Here is a 17,644-nt window from a genome sequence, read left to right on the forward strand (position 1 = left end):
CCCGGAGCCCGTAGGTTCCGACTCAGGTCGGCGGCGTGCCGTTGGCCGCCAGAACTTCGCCCGCGAGGTAAAGGGATCCGCAGATCAGGACGCGCGGCGGAACGGCCCAATGCCGAGCCGAAAAGGACGCCAGCGCCGCCTCCAGGCTCTCGGACTCTGTTGCGGGGATGCCCAACACTGCAGCCGCGGCGGCGATCTGTCCTGCCGGACGGGCCGAGGCCTGCGTGGGCATCGGGATGCCCGTGACGGACTGGGCGAGGCCGGCGAAGGGCTCCAGGAAGCGGGCCGGATCCTTGGTGCTGAGCATGCTCGTGACCAGGACCAGCGGCCGCGGCGCCCTTTCCTCGAAATCAGCCATGGCGGCCGCCAGCGCGCGCCCGCCATCGGCGTTGTGGCCGCCATCGAGCCAAAGCTCGGCGCCCGGAGGCAAAAGCGCCTGCAGGCGCCCCTTGGAGAGGCGCTGGAGCCGCGCCGGCCAGTCCGCTCCCGCCACGCCGTCCTCGAACGCTTTCGCGGGGAGGCGGCCGAAGCCGGCCGCCCGCAAGGCCGCGATCGCGGTTCCGGCGTTCACGTGCTGGTGCCGGCCGGCGAGCCGGGGCAGGGGCAAGTCGAGGAGGCCGTCATCGTCCTGGTAGACGAGCCTGCCGTTCTCCTCCAGCACATGAAAATCCTGGCCGCCGACCAGCATCCGTGCGCCGGTGCGGGCCGCCGCACGCTCCAGGACTTCCGCCGCCTCAGCGTGTTCCTGCAGGGCGATGACGGCCGGGGCTCCGCGCTTGAAGATCCCGGCCTTCTCGGCCGCGATCTTGCCGACGGTGTCGCCCAGGTGCTCCGCATGGTCCATCGAGACGGGCGTCACCACGGCGGCGAGCGGCCGCTCGACCACGTTTGTGGCGTCGAGCCGTCCGCCGAGGCCGGTTTCCAGCAGCACCACGTGTGCGGGCCGCTCGGCGAACAGCAGGAAAGCGGCCGCAGTGGTGATTTCGAAAAGGGTGATGGGCTCGCCCGCGTTGGCGTCCTCGCAGCGCCTTAATGCATCCACCAGCTCCGCTTCCGACACGAGGCGTCCGCCGCCCGGCTCGCCGAGGCGGATTCGCTCGTGAAAGCGGACCAGATGAGGGGACGTGTAGACGTGGACGGCGAGCCCGGCCTTTTCGAGCACGGCCCGCATGAAGGCGATCGTCGATCCCTTGCCGTTGGTGCCGGCGACGTGGATCACAGGGGGCAGCCGCCGGTGCGGGTCGCCGAGCGCGGCGAGCAGGCGCTCGATCCGGCCGAGCGACAGATCGATCAGCTTAGGGTGAAGCGACAGAAAGCGCTCCAGGATCGCGTCCGAGTGCTCCACCTGCCGCTCCATCCAGATCCGCCGGACGGCTGGCCGGCTCCTCCGAAGGACTAGCCCCGCCCTTTGGCCGACGCAACTGCGAGGCTGGCGGCGCCTTCGACGGCGCCAGGCCGCAGGCCCTCCGGTTGCCCTCGCGGCGGCGCGGCGATACGAACGATGCGGTGAAGCCGCAGGCAGCGGCGCAGCAGCGGAGACCTTGATGTCGTCGGAAACCGACTACCTCGTCGACCGTCGTCGCCTAAAGCGGCGCGTGACGTTCTGGCGGGTCATGGCCTTCGTCGCCGTGCTGCTGGCCGTGGTGGGGGCCGCCGTGGCCGTGGCCGGCCGAAACATGGGAGGCGTCGGCATTCCGCAGGTCGCCAGAGTCCAGATCACCGGGCTGATCACGGGCGACCGCAAGACCATCGACCTCCTCAAGCGCGTGCAGAAGGCGAGCGCCGTGAAAGCGGTGCTGCTCACCATCAACAGCCCGGGCGGGACGGTGTCCGGTTCGGAGGAGGTCTACGACGCCATCCGCGAGCTGGCGGGCGCCAAGCCCACCGTCGCCGTGGTGGACGGGCTGGCCGCGTCCGGCGCCTACATCGCCGCGCTCGGCACGGACCGCATCATCGCCCGGCAAACCGCGATGGTGGGGTCGATCGGCGTGCTGTTCCAGTACCCGAACGTGGTCAAGCTGATGGACACGGTCGGGGTCAAGATGGAGACGATCAAGTCCGCGCCCTTGAAGGCCTCGCCCAACCCGTTCGAGCCGACGACGCCGGCCGCGCAGGCGGCGGTTGAGGCGCTGATCGCGGACACCTACGGGTGGTTCAAGAACCTCGTCGCCGAGCGCCGCGGGATCGACGCACAGGGCCTCGCCAATGTCTCGGACGGTCGCGTCTTCACCGGGCGGCAGGCGCTGCCGCTGAAGCTCGTGGACCAGATCGGCGGTGAGAAGGACGCGGTGGCCTGGCTCGAAACCCAGAAGAACGTGGCCAAGAACCTGCCCATCCGCGACTGGAAGCCCCGGGACGGCAGCCCGTTCGGCCTTTGGTCGGCGGCGGCGTCGCTGGCCGGCGCCTTCGGCTTCGAGGACGTGGCCGCGGTGCTGCGCGCCGCCGAGCGCTCCGCCCAGTCTCCCGTTCTTGACGGCCTGCTGGCGGTCTGGCAACCTCGCGGATAGCAATTCCGTTGAATTTTCAATAAAATAGTCGGTAAATGACGTTGCCCGCGCAGACAGGGACCTACCGATGATAAAATCGGAACTCGTGCAGAAAATCGCGGAGCGCTATCCCGAGCTGTACCAGCGGGACGCGGAAAACGTCGTGAACGCGATCCTCGAGGAGATCGTGCAGGCGCTGGCGCGCGGCGACCGGGTCGAAATCCGGGGGTTTGGCGCGTTCTCGGTGAAGAAGCGGGACGCGCGCGTCGGCCGCAACCCGCGCACGGGGGAGCACGTTCCGGTGTCCGAGAAGGTCGTGCCCGTGTTCAAGGCGGGCAAGGAGATGCGCCTGCGGCTGAACCGCGAGCCGGTCGAGGCGCCCCGGGCCGAGGCCCGCAAGGCCAAGGCGGGCTGAGCGGCGAGCCCCTTCGGCCGCAACGTGAACGGATCGCAATGAAGACTTTCCTCAAGGCCCTGGTGCTGGTTCCGCTGGCGCTCGTCATCACCCTGTTCGCGGTGGCCAACCGCCAGACCGTGGCCGTGCAACTCGACCCGCTCGGCTGGTCCGACCAGAACCTGACGCTCGCGGCGCCGCTGTTCCTGGTACTGCTGCTCGCGCTCGCGCTGGGCGTGGTCGTGGGCGGGGGCGCGGTCTGGCTCGGGCAGGCGCGCTACAGGCGCGCCGCGCGCGTGCACGCGCGTGAGGCCGCGCGCACCCGGGCGGAGCTCGAGCGCGTGCGCGAGGAGGCGCCCGCGTCGCGCGCGCTCCCGGCCGTGTCCGCGATCCACTAGCGTAGCGCGCCCGCGCGCGCCCTCCCGGGAACCGCCATGAAGACCATCTCCGCCGCCGAGGTCGACCGCGTCCTCGATCCCGTGGCCCTCGCCGACGCGCTGGGGGAGGCGTTCCGCCAGGACATCGAGGTCCCAGTCCGCCACCACCACGACGTCGACCGGCCCGACGCGCCCGCCACCCTGCTGCTGATGCCGGCCTGGACCGGGCCCTCCGTCGAGGACGCCTACCTGGGCACGAAGATCGTCACGGTGTTTCCGGGCAACGGCGCGCGCGGGATGCCGAGCGTGCTCGGCACGTACATGCTCATGGACGGGGCCACGGGCGCGCCGCTCGCGGCGATCGACGGCACGCGCCTGACCGCGTGGCGCACGGCGGCCGCGTCCGCGCTGGCCGCGCGCACGCTCGCGCGCGCGGACGCCCGCCGCATGGTCATGGTGGGCGCGGGCGCTCTCGCGCCCTTCCTGATCCGCGCCCACGCGGCCCAGCGGCCGCTCGCGGACATCGCGCTCTGGAACCACAGGCCCGAGCGGGCGGAGGCGGTCGCCCGCGAACTGGCCGCCACGGGCCTGCCCGTGCGGGCCGTGACGGACCTCGAGGCCGCCGTGCGGGAGGCGGACATCGTCTCGTGCGCGACGCTCACGGAGACGCCCCTGGTGCGCGGCGCATGGCTGAAGCCCGGCGCCCATCTCGACTGCGTCGGCGCGTTCCGGCCCTCCATGCGGGAAACGGACGACGACGTCGTGCGGCGGGCCAGCCTCTTCTGCGACACGCGGGCGGGCGCGCTGAAGGAAGGCGGGGATCTCGCCCAGCCGCTCGCAGCGGGGGTGATCGCCCCGTCCGACGTCAAGGCCGATCTCTACGACCTCGCCCGCGGCGCCCACCCCGGGCGGACCTCCGACGAGGAGATCACCTTCTTCAAGTCCGTGGGCACGGCGATCGAGGATCTCGCCGCCGCCATCCTGGTCTGGAAGCGGATCGGTCCGTCCTGAGCGTGCAGGCGCCGTCCCGTTCGCCGGACGAGGCGGACACTGGCCGGGTCCGCCCGCCTTCGCCTAGAACTCCGACCAGCCGCCTCCGGCGACCTTGCGGCGCCGCTCGGGCGCGGCTTCGACGGCCGGCCTGGGGCTGCGCGCCACCGGTCGTCCCCCGCCCCGGACGCGGAACGCCGACACGAGGTCATTGAGGCGCTGGATCTGGGCGGAGAGGGATCCCGCGGAGGCGGCGCTCTGTTCCGCCAGGGCCGCGTTCTGCTGGGTCATCTCGTCCATGTGGGCGACGGCCTTGCTCATCTCGTCGATGCCGTTGGCCTGCTCGGCGCTGGCGGCCGAGATCTCCGTGACGGTGGCCGCCACCCGCTGGGACGCGCCGACGATCCGGTCGAGGGCGTCGCCGGCCGAGCGCACGAGCTTCACGCCCTTCGCGACCTCCTGGGTCGAGGTGCTGATCAGGGTCGTGATGTCCTTGGCGGCCTCGCTCGAGCGCTGGGCCAGGGTGCGGACTTCCGAGGCCACAACCGCAAAGCCCTTGCCGGCCTCGCCGGCGCGGGCGGCTTCCACGGCGGCGTTCAGCGCCAGCAGGTTGGTCTGGAAGGCGATGTCGTCGATGACCGAGGTGATGTCGGAGATCTTCTGGGATGCGCCCTCGATGCTCTCCATGGNGACCGAGGTGATGTCGGAGATCTTCTGGGATGCGCCCTCGATGCTCTCCATGGCCAGCACGGCCTGCTGCACGATGGCGCCGCCCTGCTCGGCCACCTGCTTCGCTTCGTCGGCGAGGCCGACCGCCTGGCGGGACGCGGCGGCGGACGCCTTGACCGAGGCGGCGAGCTCTTCCGTGGTGGCGGCCGTCTCCTCCAGGGAGGCGGCCTGCTCTTCCGTCCGCCTGGACAGGTCGTCCGCCCCGGAGTTGATCTCCCGGGCCGAGCCGCCCGTCTCCACGGCCGTGTGCTGGATGGTGGCGACGGTCTCCGACAACCGGTCGACCGTCCCATTCAGGGCGTCCTTGAGCGCGCCGAAGCGGCCCCGGTGGGCGGTCTCGACCTGCTGGGTGAGGTCGCCCTGGGCCAGCCCCTCCAGCACGGCGGAGAACTCGTGGGTGGCGTCGTTCACGAGACGGTTGATCTCGTTGACGCCCTCCACCAGCTCCCGCATGGGCCCGGCGATCGCCCCGGCGTCGGCGCGCCCTGTGAAATCCCCCTCGCGGGCGGCGGCCACGATCTGGGCCACCTCCTTCACCACGGCCTGGATGCGCGCGGCCTGCTCGGCGTCGGCGTAGAGGGCCGACTCCCGATCGAGTCGCGCGGCTTCCAGGGCCAGGGCGTTCTGCCGGTAGGTCTCGAGCGCGGCGCTCAGGGCGCCGACCTCATCCGGGCAGGGCGCTTCCGGCACGGCGCTGTTGAAATCGCCTGCCTGCATGACGTCGAGCGAGCCCTTCAGGGTCGCAAGCGGCCTGGAAACTCGCCGCTGCACGCCCCGCCAGCTGAGAACGACCATGCCCAGAACAAGGGCGAACAGGCCAACCACGCCCGCGGTGCGGGTCCAGGCTGCGCCAAGGCGCGCCTCGGTGACGGCCTCCATGGCGTTCAGGGACTCCTGCACCATGGCGAGGATGGACCCGAACGGAGCGTTGCACTCGCGGGTCCAGTCCTCAGCCGCGACGACCGGTCCGGAGCCGGAGCCGAGCTTGCCAAGGATGGCGTCCGCCCGGTGGTTGGCGCTTTCCACTTCGCCGATCATGGTCGCGGTCTTGCGGGATAGCTCGGGCGCGACGCCCGGCCGGGCGCTCAACTGGCGAAGCTGGGCCATGCCGACGGCGGCGCCGCCCCGCAGTTCGCCGAGCGCCTGGATCTGGGCGGGGTCGAGACTCTTGCCGGATGCGATGGCCGGGCGCAGAAGCGAGCAGGTCGCCCCATAGGACGTGCGCACGCGCCAGCCAGCCTGCTTGAAGGCCTGGAGATCGGCGAGTTCGGGATCGCCCAGCCGGACGGCGCTGGACGTGGCGTCGGAGGCCTTCAGGAGGGCGCTCTCGATCTCGCCCACGGCGTTGTACCAGGGCATGGTCGCCGCCAGGCTGCGCTGGGGCTTCGGCTTGGCGCCCTCGGCGTAGACGTCGACGAGCAGCGTGGTCGCGCTCTTCTGGGCGGCTTCAACGGCCTGGGCCAGCGACTCGCGGTCCGGCAGGTCCGTCGCCCTGAGGCTGGCCGACGCCTTCGCCGCATCCGTTTCGTTCGACCGATGGACCTTTTCGATCACGGAGCGCGGCTCGTCCGCCACTTGGACGGCGGTCTGGGTCTGGCCGCGGTTCGTGCGGATCGCGTTGCCGGCCATCAGGATCGTACGGTCCGCCTGCACCAGTTCGGCCAGACGACGGTTGGTCAGGACGTCCGAGACAGCCTGCTCGGCCAGGAAGGCCGCCGCGCCGAGCGCCGGCAGGCTTAGACACGCCATGGTGGCGAGGAGATAGCTCCGAACAGAAGTCGGGAAGAGGGTCACGAGGGGGCTGTCCTTGGTGGGGGCTTGGCGCCAGGCCGCACGGGAGGGGTCAGCCGAGAAATCCCCCGCTATCCGTTAGATTCAACTTAACAATGCGGTCCTGCTTGCCGCCTTTTCGACGATTCCACCAGGGGAGAAAGGCTCCACTCGGCCAGCCGAACGGTCGAGGCGGCCGCTCGGCGCAGGATGCTCCGAAACCTTTTCTCGCGACGTCTTGATGATAGGCAAGAAATCCCGCGCCCGTGTCACAGAACGTCATCGCGACGGGGCATCAGGGCCGATGATTGCTTGATTCCTGACTTGCTCCTCTGTGCGAGCCCACACCAAAAGCGCCGCGGGCGCGCTCGGGGCTTGCTGCAGGTACGCCCTGCCAATAGCGCATCAAGACTTGACGACACGGGCCCGTGCGAGGGGAATTCAAGCACGTGGTCCGCCAACCGGGGAGGTCGCCATCAGCGAACCAGGCGTCGCCGATCGCTCCATCCAGCTCCGCTACCATTATGTGGAGTTCCTGACCGAGCACCTGGCTGATTGCTGCCGGGTGTTCGAGGGCGATCTCCAGGAGATGCTTGTCATGGCCGTCATCGGCCAGGTCCATCTGCGAGCCGTGCTGGATGCGGGCCAGGACGGGGCGGTTCGGCCGCGCGCGATTCCCGCGCCGCGAGGCATCAGCGCATCGCGTATCGCGGACACGACGGGCCTGTCGCGGCAAACCGTGCGGCGCAAGCTCGCGAAGCTGGAGGCGCGGGGCTGGATCGAGCTCAAGGGTCGCGGGATGTGGATTCTCGCGCTGCGCAACGGCGTCTCCTTGGCGCGGAGCGACGTGGACGACCTGGACCACCGTTCCATGGAGCGCGTGCTCCGCCTCGCCGAGCGCTTCGCCCGGATCAGACCGGGAACATAAGGCTCAATTCGGCCACCTTCCCCCTTGTCGTCCTTCACCGCCTTGCGCGAGCTTGGCCTTGGGAGGCCCGGCCATGTACGACCCTTCGCTGTTCCGCCTGGACGGAGACATCGCCCTCGTGACCGGAGCGGGCGCGGGCATCGGTCGAGGCATCGCGCTCACCTTCGCGGCGGCTGGAGCCCGCGTGGCGGTGACCGACCGCACGCTCGAGGCGGCGCAGCCCGTGGCGGACGAAATCGTCGCGGCCGGCGGCCGCGCTCTGCCGCTCGCCTGCGACGTCACGAATCCGCAGCAACTCGAGACCGCTGTGAACGGGGCGGTCGAGGCGTTCGGCGGCCTCACCATCCTCGTCAACAACGCCGGCGGCGGGGGCCCGAAGCCGTTCGACATGCCCATGGAGGATTTCCGCTGGGCTTTCGAGCTCAATCTGTTCTCCGTCTTCCGGCTCACCCAGCTGGCGGCTCCCGCCATGGAGGCGGCTGGCCGCGGGGCCGTGCTCAACATCTCGTCCATGGCCGGGGAGAACAGGAACCAGCGGATGGCCTCATACGGGGCCTCGAAGGCCGGGGTGAATCATCTCACCCGCAACATCGCCTTCGACCTCGGACCGAAGAACATCCGGGTCAACGCCATTGCGCCCGGCGCCATCCGGACCGCGGCCCTCGCTTCCGTGCTCACGCCCGAGGTGGAAAAGGCCATGCTCCGCCACACTCCGCTCGGCCGCCTCGGGGAGCCGGACGACATCGCCAACGCGGCGCTGTTCCTGTGCTCGCCGGCTGCCAGGTGGATCAGCGGACAGGTGCTGACCGTGAGCGGCGGGGGCCTGCAGGAACTGGACTGACGGTGCGCTCGCCACCCACCAACCGGGAGGACACCCGATGGGCTTCGATCCGTTCGCCGAATTTCGTATGTCCGGACACGCGGCCATCGTCACGGGCGGCGCCCAGAACATCGGGGCGGCCATCGCGCGCTCGCTGGCGGGCGCCGGCGCCAAGGTGATGATCGCCGACCTCAACGGCGAGAAAGCGACCCAGACCGCAGCGGAGATCGCGGCCGAAACGGGCGCGGATTGCCGGGGCATGGGGTGCGATGTCACCAAGGCCGATGAGATCGATGCGGTCGTGCGGGCGACCGCACAGGCGTTCGGCGGGATCTCAACCCTCGTCAACAATGTGGGCTGGGGCGCCCGCCACGAGGACCCGGCGCATATCAGCGACGAGGATCTCGTCGCCTCCTATCGGCTGAACACGATCAGCGCCTACCGCATGAGCATGGCCTGCCTGCCACATCTGCTGAAGGCGGACAACCCGACGATCGCCAACTCGGGGTCGTTCTCGTCGGCCGTGCCAGCCTACGACATCCTGGCCTATGGGACGGCCAAGTCGGCGCTGAACCAGATGATGGTGTCCCTGGCCCATCTGCTCGCCCGCAAGGTGCGGGTGAACTCGATCCTGATCGGCACCGTGCTGACGCCCGGCTATGCGGAGGCCGGGATCGACGAGGCCATGCAGGAGCGCATGCTGCATCCCGATACCCTCACCGGCCGGCCCGGACGCCCGGAGGACGTCGCCAACGCCATGCTGTGGCTCTGCTCTCCGGCCAGCGGCTGGGTGAGCGGCCAGACCATCAACGTGCATGGCGGCGGCTCCGTGGTGCGCCTCTTCGGCCGGTGACTGACGCTTGATCCCTCATCTGCTGGCTCGATTCCTCGCCGCGGTGGCGATGCTGCTTCTGGCGGCCGCTTCGACCCGGGCGCAGGACGGGCAGGTTCTGATCCCTCTGCCGGCCGGCAGCGACGGCGTCGTGGTGACCGAGATCTCCATCGAGGCCCGGGGCTCGACCGGCGACCCGGGGCGGGATTCGGAGTTGAAGGGCGAGGCTCGGCGCCTCGTCGCGATCGCGCCCGGCGAAAGCTTCGACATCGCCCTCGCGGACGGGACCGCGCTGCGACTACGCCGCCTGCCAGGGGTGCGCAACGCCACTTGGGAGCTGAGGCGCGGCGTGAACCCGGACCGGGTCGTTCTGTTGCTACGGCTCGATCTGGCGCCCGGGCGGCGCGGCCCGGAGCCGGAAGGCCTGGTGGCGACCGGCTCGGGATTCCCGCTGCTGTGGCGCAGCGATACGGCCATGCTCACCCTCACGCTGAACGGCGGCGTCGGCGCCTACAGCGACCGCAATCCGTGGTTCAGGCAGGCCCCTGTGTTCACCCGCGGCAATCCGCTGGTGCGCAACCCGGGGCTGGGGGCAGGGACGGGGGCCAGCACCTCCTGGGCGGAGAACGCCACAGAGGCCGGCCTGGCGGGCGCGGTCCAACTCGGCGGGAGCGCGTTCTACGCCTATGGGGCGCTGAGCTGGATCGCCGTTTCATCGGCAGGGCGCGACATCTTCCGGGATGACACCCGTGCGACCTTCAACATCGAGAAGGGCTATGCGGGCCTACTTTACGTAGCGCCGGACGGCTCGTTCAAGGGCAGCCTCAGCGCGGGCCGCCAGACCTTCACGCTTAACGACGGTTTCCTGATCTCGCAATTCGGCTCCCAGTCGAACGCCGGGCCGCGTCCCGGCGTGTACCTGGCGCCCCGGACCACGCTCGACAATGCCGTGCTGGCGAAGGCGGCCTGGGGGCGGTGGACGCTCCAGGGCTTCTATCTCGACCCGAACGAGTACGAGCCCCTCGAAAGCAACACCCGCGTGCTCGGCGCCAACCTTCGCTACACGGTGACGCCCTCGTTCTATGGCGACGCGACCGTCTACACCGTTCCGCGCTCCGAGACGAAATACGTGCTGACCGACGGCCGGGCGGGGACGCGGGAAGGGCTGACGACCTTCGCCGGCCACCTGCGCTGGGCCGACGCCTCCGTCCTGAGGGGCCTCTGGCTGGAAAGCGAAGCGGCGCACCAGACGAGTTCGACGCTGCCGATGAACGCGTGGGCGGGATACGGCACGGTCGGCTACCTCGCCTCAGGCCTGCCCTGGACGCCGAGCCTGTCCTATCGCCTATCAGTCTTCACCGGTGACGACCCGCGCACCCGCACGTTCGAGCGCTTCGACCCTCTCTATTCCGGCGGGCTGGCCGAGTGGCTGCAGGGGATCTCGACTGCGAAGGCGCTCCCTCCCGCCAACCGCGTGAGCCACCGGCTTCGGGCCAACGTCAGCCCGTTCGCGGGGCTCGACCTGACCGTCGACTGGTTCGTCCACCGGGCCGACCGGCTGAACAACCGGGGCGCCAACCCGGCGCTCGCCCAGTTGCGCTCGGAGGATCTCGGCCAGGAGGCGCAGGCGACGGTTCGGTGGGCGCTCAACCGCAATCTCTACGTCCTCGCCGTGGCCGCGCATGCCGTGCCCGGGCGGGCGATCAAGCTGGCCATGCCGGATGGCGCGGCCAAACCGTGGAGCACGCTCCAGGCGCAGCTTTTCTGGTCCTTCTGACCGCTACGGATCCTGGCGGCAACCAACTCAGTTCCGGCTTCGAGGGCCGATCACGACCTGCTCGGGGGCGAGCAGCCGGAGGGCGCCTGCCCCGGCGGCGAGTTCATGGATGTAGAAGCAGGTCGGCTCGTCGTCCCTCGCCTCCATGACCGGCGAGGGGGCCGAGACGATGCGCAGCCGCCCGCAGCTCCCTATCCAGTCCACGTGGCGATGCCCATGCATCGCGATGGCGCGCGACGCGAACGGCGCCAGCTGGCGGATGAACCAGCTGCCGTTGATCAGGGCTGTCCCGATCCGTTCCGACAGCGCCTTGGCGGGCGTGGGATATTCGAGCAGGTGATGGTGGAGCGCGACGATCCAGGACGCCTGGCCGTGATGCTCCATGACGGAGAGGAGCGCGCGTGCGTCCAGGGCCGGCACGAGGCCGAGCGCGTTCGTGAAGGAGAAATGCGTCTCGGCGTTGGAGTTCAGGAGCGCGACGCCCAAGCCGTCCGGCTCAGCCGGAGGCAGGATCATGGGAAAGCAGTTCTCCCAAAGGCTCTCCAGTCCGCGCGACAGCCGCAGCGAACCGGTGTCCGCGAAGGCGGCGATCGAGGCCCGATGCGGCCGGAGGAACTCGGTCAGCGTGGGGCCGAGCTTGCCGGCGCTGCGATCCACGACCCGCACGCGCGCGCCCTGCACGGCGTCCATGGCCGACAAGGCCCGCATCTGCCTGAGCCGCTTCCCGGGGCTCGTCGGCAGGTCCAGCCTCGCCGGGTTTCCCCTGTCGGCGATATTCAGGTCGTGGTTGCCGGGCAGGATGAGGGTTCGCTCGGCCAGGGCGGGGCGGCGGGACAGGGCGGTCATGAAGGCGGCCCATTCGCCTGCCCGCCCTGCGTCGGTCATGTCGCCGGTGATCAGGACGTGATCCAGGGCCCGGGCGGCGTGCAGCCTCTCCAGGCGATGCAAAGCTTCGTCAAGCCGCCGGTTTCCACGCGGGCCGGCGCGGCCGCTTTCGATGCGGAATCCGTACTCTTCCCCGACGACGTGAATGTCCGACAAGTGGGCGACGCGCCACGTTCGCCCGGGCTGGGCGCCCTCGTCGAAGGTCCGCGTGGTCTGCAGCTGGTCCATGGCCGCGTCCGCCACCCCCCACGCGAGGGAGGCGACGGCGAGGCAGGCGCTGACAAGCACGACCGCGTTCGCGAGAGCGGGCTTGACGAGCCGCAGGGGTGCGGCGAGGTCCGCCAATTCGCCCGTCCACCGGGTGTACGGCCAGGCCATGGCGATCAGGGCGAGCGCGACCAAGGCGGAGAGGCCTCCGGCAGCGGCAGACGTCCCCGCCCGCAGCCGCGCTCGCGACGCCTCGCCCATGCGGGGGCCCGCAACGCCTTCCAGCACATGCCGCAAGACCTCACGGGCGAGGACGTATCCCGGCTGGACGGCGATGGAGTTCAGCGACCAGAAGCTGCGCTCCAGCACCCGCAGCAGGTGCGGCAATCCGAACCAGCCCACGCCTGCGACGAGCGCGAGGATGAGCGCCGACCCGATCCCCGCTACGGCTGAGATCCTGTCGAGCGTCTCCACGAACCAGATCTTCGCCACCAGGGGCGTCGCGCCGAGGACAACCGCGGGAAGGGCGATCAGCAGCACCCATGCGAGCGCCAGCTTTGGGAAGCTGATCTCGGAGATCAGGGCGCCACCGATGGCGAGAAGGGAGCGCGTCTTGGTGCTGGCCGCGTCGTCTTCGACATCGCCTTCGCGAGGATCGAGAATCGCCCGCGAGGACAGGTCCGTCCCGCCGGCGCGATCGCCTTTCGTGAGGCGCCCCTCGCTGCCCAAGGCTCTCTCCCTGCAACGCGCCTCGCGGCCGCAAGTGGTGACCGCGCCTTCTGGTCGCCGCCGAACGCGTGGCCGAGGGGGCCACTCCGGCAGGCCGCTATGGCGCTGGCGTCGCGGCCCGGCAGCCCTGGACGACCCGATGACGACGACTCTTACACCACGCCGTCCGTCCCCGAACACTGACCGATGTCAGTTCGAAGTCCCAAAACTGGCGCGATGATTGTTGATCGCTGACGTGGCGCGTCGCTGGTGAGCGAAGGCCCGTGCTGAGGAGCAGTCGATGGCGACCCGACGAGACATCATCAAATCCCTTCCCGCGGTCGGCGCCTCCTTCGCGGTCGCGGGGCGACATGTGCTCGGCGATGCCCCAGCCCTGGCGCAGCAGGCCTCCGCCCGGCACCCTGGACACTTCCACCCCAAGGGCAAGGCGCCCTCGAAGTTCACCGTGGAGGCGCTCAGGGATGCCCGGCGCAACCTGCCTTTCGGAGACACGAAGGACTTCGAGGAGCAGAAGCGAGGCCTGATCGCGCCGATGAAGGATCGGAAGATCATGGCGGACGCCGGCCATGTCGCCTGGGACATGGAGCGCTTCCAGTTTCTGAACGACCGCGAAGACTTCGACAGCATCCACCCATCGCTGTTGCGGCAGTCCGTGCTCAACAACAACTACGGGCTCTACGAAGTCATCCCGGGCATCTACCAGGTCCGCGGCTTCGATCTCTCCGACATCTCCTTCGTCAGGGGCAGGACGGGGTGGATCGTCTTCGACCCGCTCGTGAGCACGGAGGTGGTGCGCGCGGCCTGGAAGCTGTTCCAGGAGCGCGTGGGCGAAGGCCTCCCGGTGTCCGCGATCATCTATTCGCACACCCACGGCGACCACTGGGGCGGCGTGCGCGGCATCGTGGAGGAAGCGGACGTAAGGTCGGGGAAGGTCCCCATCATCGCTCCCGTCGACTTCATGGACTTCACGGTTTCGGAGAACGTCTACGCCGGCAACGCCATGAACCGGCGCCTGTTCTACCAATACGGCCTCCTTTTGCCCGCCAGTCCCCACGGCTACGTGGGCCAGGGCCTGGGCCAGGCCGTTTCGGCCGGCGCGACAGGCCTGTTCGCGCCGACCCGCCATGTCGAGAAGGATATCGAGGAGCTCGATGTCGACGGCGTGAGGATGATCTTCCAGAACACGCCCAACACCGAAGCGCCGCGGGAGATGAACACCTATATCCCCGACATGAAGGCGCTCTGGATGGCGGAGAACGTCATCGCGTCACTGCACAACATCTACACGATGCGCGGCGCGCAGGTGCGCGATCCGCTGCGCTGGTCGAAATACATCGGCGAGGCTCTCTACCGGTTCGGCCTGGAAGCCGACGTGATGTTCGCCTCGCACCACTGGCCGCGCTGGGGCAACGACAGGATCCAGGAGGTGCTGCGTGCCCAACGCGACCTCTACGCACACATGAACAACCAGGTCCTGCATCTCGCCAACCAGGGCGTCACGATCAACGAGATCCACAACGTCTACCGCCTGCCGAAGAGCCTGGAGGCCAAGTGGCACTGCCGCGGCTATCACGGCTCGCCCCAGCACAACAGCCGCGGCGTCGTGCAGCGCTACCTGGGCTTCTGGGACGGGAACCCCGCAACGCTGGTCCCCCTGTCGCCGAGGGACTCCGCGCCGCTCTATGTCGAGATGATGGGCGGCGCCGAGAGGATCATGGCCCGCGGTCGCCAACTGCATGACGAGGGCAAGTATCTTCTCGCCCAGGAGATCCTGAACAAGCTGGTCCAGGCCGAGCCGGAGAACCAGCCCGCCCGGGACCTGCTGGCCGACGTCTTCGAGCAGCTCGGATACCAGCAGGAGAACCCCGGCATCCGGAACTGCTATCTGGCGGCCGCTTATGAGCTGAGAGACGGGATCCCGGAGGGAGCGGTCGCCGATACGAGCAGCCCTGACGTGGTCCGGGCCATGTCCACCGAGCTCTTCCTCAACTTCCTGGCCATCCGCATGGACAGCCGCAGGGCCGAGGGCATGCGGTTCACCATGAACCTCATCACGCCTGACAACGGCGAGAGATTCCTGGTCGAGCTGGAGAACGCGACGCTCACGAACATCAAAGGCTTCACGGCGCCGAAGCCGGACCTGGTCCTGACGATCGATCGCGCCGATCTGGAGCAGACCATGACCGGGGCGAAGTCCCTCGAGGCGCAGATCGCGGACGGAACCGCCAAGGTGGATGGAGACGCGAGCATCCTGAAGAAGCTCGCATCCACCTTCGTGGACTTCGACCCGCGCTTCGAGATCATGCCGGGCGCCCGGTCCAGGGCCACGCGCACAGCGAAAGCGGACGGCTACGAAGCGGATCCGCGCCCGACCATCGCCGAGTAGATCAGCCCCATGAGGAGGACGGAGCCATGAAAGACCCACTGGCATTGGCCGCGGGCCGCGGAATCGTGACCGCCATTTTCGTCGCTATGCCGCTTTTGCTCGGATCGGCGCCCGCCGGGGCAGGACTTCCTGCGTCTCCAGGCGGGTTGGCGAATACGCTGAGCGCGCCGGAGGCGTCGTTGGTTCAACGAGCCCATTGCCGCTCGTTCTGGCACACGCACCGGCGCTGCGTGCGGTGGTCCGGCGGCGTCTGCCGCGCCTGGCGCACGTGGCGGCACCGGTGCTGAAACCGATGGGGCGGCCGGGGCCACGAAGAGTGAAAATTGTATCAGGGATCAATGGCGGAGGGAGCGGGATTCGAACCCGCGATACGGTTTCCCGTATACACACTTTCCAGGCGTGCGCCTTCAACCACTCGGCCACCCCTCCGTGCGCCGCGAAGCGCAGGGCAGGCTCCTAGCACCAACCGCGCGCCGGATGCAAGGCGGTTCGGATGGGTCCGGGCGGTCAGATCCATGGACGGCGTGCAGTGAGCGGAGCCGACATCCTGTCGGCCAGTCTCGCCGTGCCTATGCTGGCGGCGGGAGCGGCAGCTTGTCCAGCGCGCCAGGCGGCGTGCGGCGGCCGGTTCAGGACGGAACGCCGCACGAGCCTGATGTTGCGCAGGGGAGGGGGGAGCCCTTTTATGGAGGATGAAGGCTGGGCCGAATCGCGCCCAGCGAGGACGCTTGCATGATCCGCTTTCTCATTCGCGCGCTCGGGTACATGGCGCTGGCCGGGGCCTTCGTGGCCGCGGCGGTCGACGGCACCCGTTCCATCGCATCGTCCGGGCTGGCCTATACGAGCCTGGGAGCCGGGCTCGACCGCCTGGCGCCCTCCGCCCAGGCCATGATCCAGGCCGCGTCGGCTCGCGTGAGCCCTCTCCTGTGGGACAACGGGGCCGCGTGGCTGATGCGGGCGCCCTTGGCGCTTGTCCTGCTTCTGCTCGGGCTCCTCCTGGTCTGGCTCGTTTCTGAGCGCGAGCCGGTCGTCGGCTACGACAGCCGAGCCTGAGAGGCCTGGCCGGCCCGGTTCGACCGCCTCTCGCGTTTTCGCAGGCTGGACCCCACATTGGGATTTCCCGCCGCGAGGAGATCCCCCATGTTCAGCCTGCGCAAGAAAACCGTCCTGCCCACCCCCGGCGAGGCGCTGCCCGGCCGGTCCACCCCGCTGCCCACCGCCGAGACGCATTTCGTCAATGGACGCCCGTTGAAGGGGCCCTATCCGGCAGGCCTCGAGACGGCGATCTTCGCGCTGGGCTGCTTCTGGGGCGCCGAGCGGAAGTTCTGGCAAACGCCGGGCGTCTGGGCGACGGCGGTCGGGTATATCGGCGGGCTGACCCCCAACCCCACCTACGAGGAGACCTGCACGGGCCTGACCGGGCACACGGAGGCGGTTCTGGTCGTCTACGACCCGGCCCAGGTCACGTACGAGCAGCTTCTCCAGGTGTTCTGGGAGAACCACGACCCGACCCAGGGCATGCGCCAGGGCAACGACATCGGCACGCAATATCGCTCGGGCGTCTACGCGACGACCCCCGCCCAGCGCGCCGCGGCTGAGGCCTCGAAGCTTGCGTATGGCCGCGTTCTGGCTGAGAACGGCTACGGGCCGATCACGACCGAGATCGCGGACGCGGGTCCGTTCTATTTCGCCGAGGACTATCATCAGCAGTACCTGGCGAAGAACCCGATGGGCTATTGCGGCCTGGGCGGGACCGGCGTGGCCTGTCCCATCGGGACCGGGATTTCGGCGGGCGCCTGACCCGCCACAGGGAATTGATGCAGGGGGCTGAATGGTCGAGCGTTATCTCGAGCGGTTTCTGTTTGCGAGCCGGTGGCTGCTGGCGCCGTTCTACATGGCGCTGGTGGTGGCGCTCGCCACGCTCCTGTTCAAGACCGTGCAGGAGATCTGGCACTTCATGCTGCATCTCCCGTCGGCGGGCGACTCGGACGTGATCCTTGGCGTTCTCTCGCTCATCGACCTCACCTTCATGGGCTCGCTGGTGGTGATCGTGATCTTCTCGGGGTACGAGAACTTCGTCTCCAAGATCGACGAGGCGGAGCACAAGGACTGGCCCGAGTGGATGGGCAAGATCAACTTCACCGGCCTCAAGCTGAAGCTGCTGTCGTCGATCGTCGCCATCTCGGCCATTCAGCTGCTCAAGGCCTTCATGAACGTGAAGAACCTGAGCGACCGCGAACTCATGTGGTACGTGATCATCCACCTCGTGTTCGTGGGCTCCGGCATCGTGCTGGCCCTCACCGACCGGGTTTCGGGCGACCACTGAGCCGGGGG

At 69.2% G+C, this 17,644-nt stretch carries 15 protein-coding genes and 1 tRNA gene; 12 read left to right on the top strand and 4 right to left on the bottom strand.

The genetic code is table 11. The annotated features are described in order from the left end of the window. Positions 1-22: 22 nt before the first annotated feature. Positions 23-1,345, bottom strand: coding sequence for a bifunctional folylpolyglutamate synthase/dihydrofolate synthase (locus tag SLNSH_RS15845; protein ID WP_106338012.1), 1,323 nt, complete (start codon positions 1,343-1,345; stop codon positions 23-25). Between the two features lie 199 nt (positions 1,346-1,544). Here SLNSH_RS15845 and sppA point away from each other — a divergent pair, with 199 nt between their 5' ends. The 4 genes from sppA to lhpI all read left to right on the top strand — a co-directional run bounded on the left by sppA (position 1,545) and on the right by lhpI (position 4,268). After that, positions 1,545-2,507: a signal peptide peptidase SppA gene (gene sppA, locus SLNSH_RS15850; RefSeq protein WP_106337983.1), complete on the top strand. Its 963-nt coding sequence runs from the start codon at positions 1,545-1,547 to the stop codon at positions 2,505-2,507. Positions 2,508-2,574: 67 nt separating this feature from the next. After that, positions 2,575-2,901: an integration host factor subunit beta gene (locus tag SLNSH_RS15855; RefSeq protein ID WP_106337984.1), complete on the top strand. Its 327-nt coding sequence runs from the start codon at positions 2,575-2,577 to the stop codon at positions 2,899-2,901. 38 nt (positions 2,902-2,939) lie between these two features. Next, positions 2,940-3,278: a lipopolysaccharide assembly protein LapA domain-containing protein gene (locus SLNSH_RS15860; RefSeq protein WP_106337985.1), complete on the top strand. Its 339-nt coding sequence runs from the start codon at positions 2,940-2,942 to the stop codon at positions 3,276-3,278. A 36-nt stretch (positions 3,279-3,314) separates the two neighbouring features. Beyond that, a complete protein-coding gene (gene lhpI, locus SLNSH_RS15865) occupies positions 3,315-4,268 on the top strand; it encodes a bifunctional Delta(1)-pyrroline-2-carboxylate/Delta(1)-piperideine-2-carboxylate reductase (RefSeq protein WP_106337986.1) in 954 nt (317 codons plus the stop codon). 63 nt (positions 4,269-4,331) lie between these two features. Here lhpI and SLNSH_RS15870 read toward each other — a convergent pair whose 3' ends face one another. Continuing rightward, positions 4,332-6,725, bottom strand: a complete 2,394-nt coding sequence (locus SLNSH_RS15870; protein WP_106337987.1) for a methyl-accepting chemotaxis protein — start codon at positions 6,723-6,725, stop codon at positions 4,332-4,334. Positions 6,726-7,344: 619 nt separating this feature from the next. Here SLNSH_RS15870 and SLNSH_RS15875 point away from each other — a divergent pair. The 4 genes from SLNSH_RS15875 (at position 7,345) to SLNSH_RS15890 (ending at position 11,103) form a co-directional block, all read left to right on the top strand. Next, on the top strand, positions 7,345-7,674 hold the full coding sequence (locus tag SLNSH_RS15875) for a helix-turn-helix domain-containing protein (protein WP_158266775.1): 330 nt from the start codon (positions 7,345-7,347) through the stop codon (positions 7,672-7,674). Between the two features lie 73 nt (positions 7,675-7,747). Continuing rightward, complete coding sequence (gene hdhA / locus SLNSH_RS15880; protein WP_106337989.1) at positions 7,748-8,515, top strand: 7-alpha-hydroxysteroid dehydrogenase; 768 nt, start codon at positions 7,748-7,750, stop codon at positions 8,513-8,515. Between the two features lie 37 nt (positions 8,516-8,552). Further along, positions 8,553-9,347 (top strand): SDR family oxidoreductase, encoded by a 795-nt coding sequence (locus tag SLNSH_RS15885; protein ID WP_106337990.1) that lies wholly within the window; start codon positions 8,553-8,555, stop codon positions 9,345-9,347. Between the two features lie 7 nt (positions 9,348-9,354). Beyond that, positions 9,355-11,103 carry an alginate export family protein gene (locus SLNSH_RS15890; RefSeq protein ID WP_106337991.1) on the top strand — a complete coding sequence of 583 codons (1,749 nt, stop codon included), beginning with the start codon at positions 9,355-9,357 and terminating at the stop codon, positions 11,101-11,103. Positions 11,104-11,130: 27 nt separating this feature from the next. Here SLNSH_RS15890 and SLNSH_RS15895 read toward each other — a convergent pair whose 3' ends face one another. Next, on the bottom strand, positions 11,131-12,924 hold the full coding sequence (locus SLNSH_RS15895; protein WP_245422374.1) for a metallophosphoesterase family protein: 1,794 nt from the start codon (positions 12,922-12,924) through the stop codon (positions 11,131-11,133). A 280-nt stretch (positions 12,925-13,204) separates the two neighbouring features. Between SLNSH_RS15895 and SLNSH_RS15900 the strand changes: the two genes are divergently transcribed. After that, positions 13,205-15,310, top strand: a complete 2,106-nt coding sequence (locus tag SLNSH_RS15900; protein WP_106337992.1) for an alkyl/aryl-sulfatase — start codon at positions 13,205-13,207, stop codon at positions 15,308-15,310. Between the two features lie 339 nt (positions 15,311-15,649). Here SLNSH_RS15900 and SLNSH_RS15905 read toward each other — a convergent pair. Continuing rightward, positions 15,650-15,739 (bottom strand) — tRNA-Ser (locus tag SLNSH_RS15905). A gap of 303 nt (positions 15,740-16,042) precedes the next feature. Here SLNSH_RS15905 and SLNSH_RS15910 point away from each other — a divergent pair. The 3 genes from SLNSH_RS15910 to SLNSH_RS15920 all read left to right on the top strand — a co-directional run bounded on the left by SLNSH_RS15910 (position 16,043) and on the right by SLNSH_RS15920 (position 17,636). Beyond that, positions 16,043-16,363, top strand: a complete 321-nt coding sequence (locus tag SLNSH_RS15910) for a hypothetical protein (RefSeq protein WP_106337993.1) — start codon at positions 16,043-16,045, stop codon at positions 16,361-16,363. 87 nt (positions 16,364-16,450) lie between these two features. Further along, positions 16,451-17,110, top strand: coding sequence for a peptide-methionine (S)-S-oxide reductase MsrA (gene msrA / locus SLNSH_RS15915; protein WP_106337994.1), 660 nt, complete (start codon positions 16,451-16,453; stop codon positions 17,108-17,110). A gap of 31 nt (positions 17,111-17,141) precedes the next feature. Beyond that, complete coding sequence (locus SLNSH_RS15920) at positions 17,142-17,636, top strand: TIGR00645 family protein (protein ID WP_106337995.1); 495 nt, start codon at positions 17,142-17,144, stop codon at positions 17,634-17,636. Positions 17,637-17,644: the final 8 nt, after the last annotated feature.

It is taken from the genome of Alsobacter soli (assembly GCF_003004785.1).
In the GTDB taxonomy this organism is placed as follows: domain Bacteria; phylum Pseudomonadota; class Alphaproteobacteria; order Rhizobiales; family Beijerinckiaceae; genus Alsobacter; species Alsobacter soli.

What these genes read in the sequence shown, in the direction of transcription:
- SLNSH_RS15855 (WP_106337984.1), top strand. Translation starts at nt 2,575, where the DNA reads ATGATAAAATCGGAACTCGTGCAGAAAATCGCGGAGCGCTATCCCGAG.
- SLNSH_RS15900 (WP_106337992.1), top strand. Translation starts at nt 13,205, where the DNA reads ATGGCGACCCGACGAGACATCATCAAATCCCTTCCCGCGGTCGGCGCC.
- lhpI (WP_106337986.1), top strand. Translation starts at nt 3,315, where the DNA reads ATGAAGACCATCTCCGCCGCCGAGGTCGACCGCGTCCTCGATCCCGTG.
- SLNSH_RS15910 (WP_106337993.1), top strand. Translation starts at nt 16,043, where the DNA reads ATGATCCGCTTTCTCATTCGCGCGCTCGGGTACATGGCGCTGGCCGGG.
- SLNSH_RS15875 (WP_158266775.1), top strand. Translation starts at nt 7,345, where the DNA reads ATGGCCGTCATCGGCCAGGTCCATCTGCGAGCCGTGCTGGATGCGGGC.
- SLNSH_RS15885 (WP_106337990.1), top strand. Translation starts at nt 8,553, where the DNA reads ATGGGCTTCGATCCGTTCGCCGAATTTCGTATGTCCGGACACGCGGCC.
- msrA (WP_106337994.1), top strand. Translation starts at nt 16,451, where the DNA reads ATGTTCAGCCTGCGCAAGAAAACCGTCCTGCCCACCCCCGGCGAGGCG.
- SLNSH_RS15860 (WP_106337985.1), top strand. Translation starts at nt 2,940, where the DNA reads ATGAAGACTTTCCTCAAGGCCCTGGTGCTGGTTCCGCTGGCGCTCGTC.
- hdhA (WP_106337989.1), top strand. Translation starts at nt 7,748, where the DNA reads ATGTACGACCCTTCGCTGTTCCGCCTGGACGGAGACATCGCCCTCGTG.
- SLNSH_RS15920 (WP_106337995.1), top strand. Translation starts at nt 17,142, where the DNA reads ATGGTCGAGCGTTATCTCGAGCGGTTTCTGTTTGCGAGCCGGTGGCTG.
- sppA (WP_106337983.1), top strand. Translation starts at nt 1,545, where the DNA reads ATGTCGTCGGAAACCGACTACCTCGTCGACCGTCGTCGCCTAAAGCGG.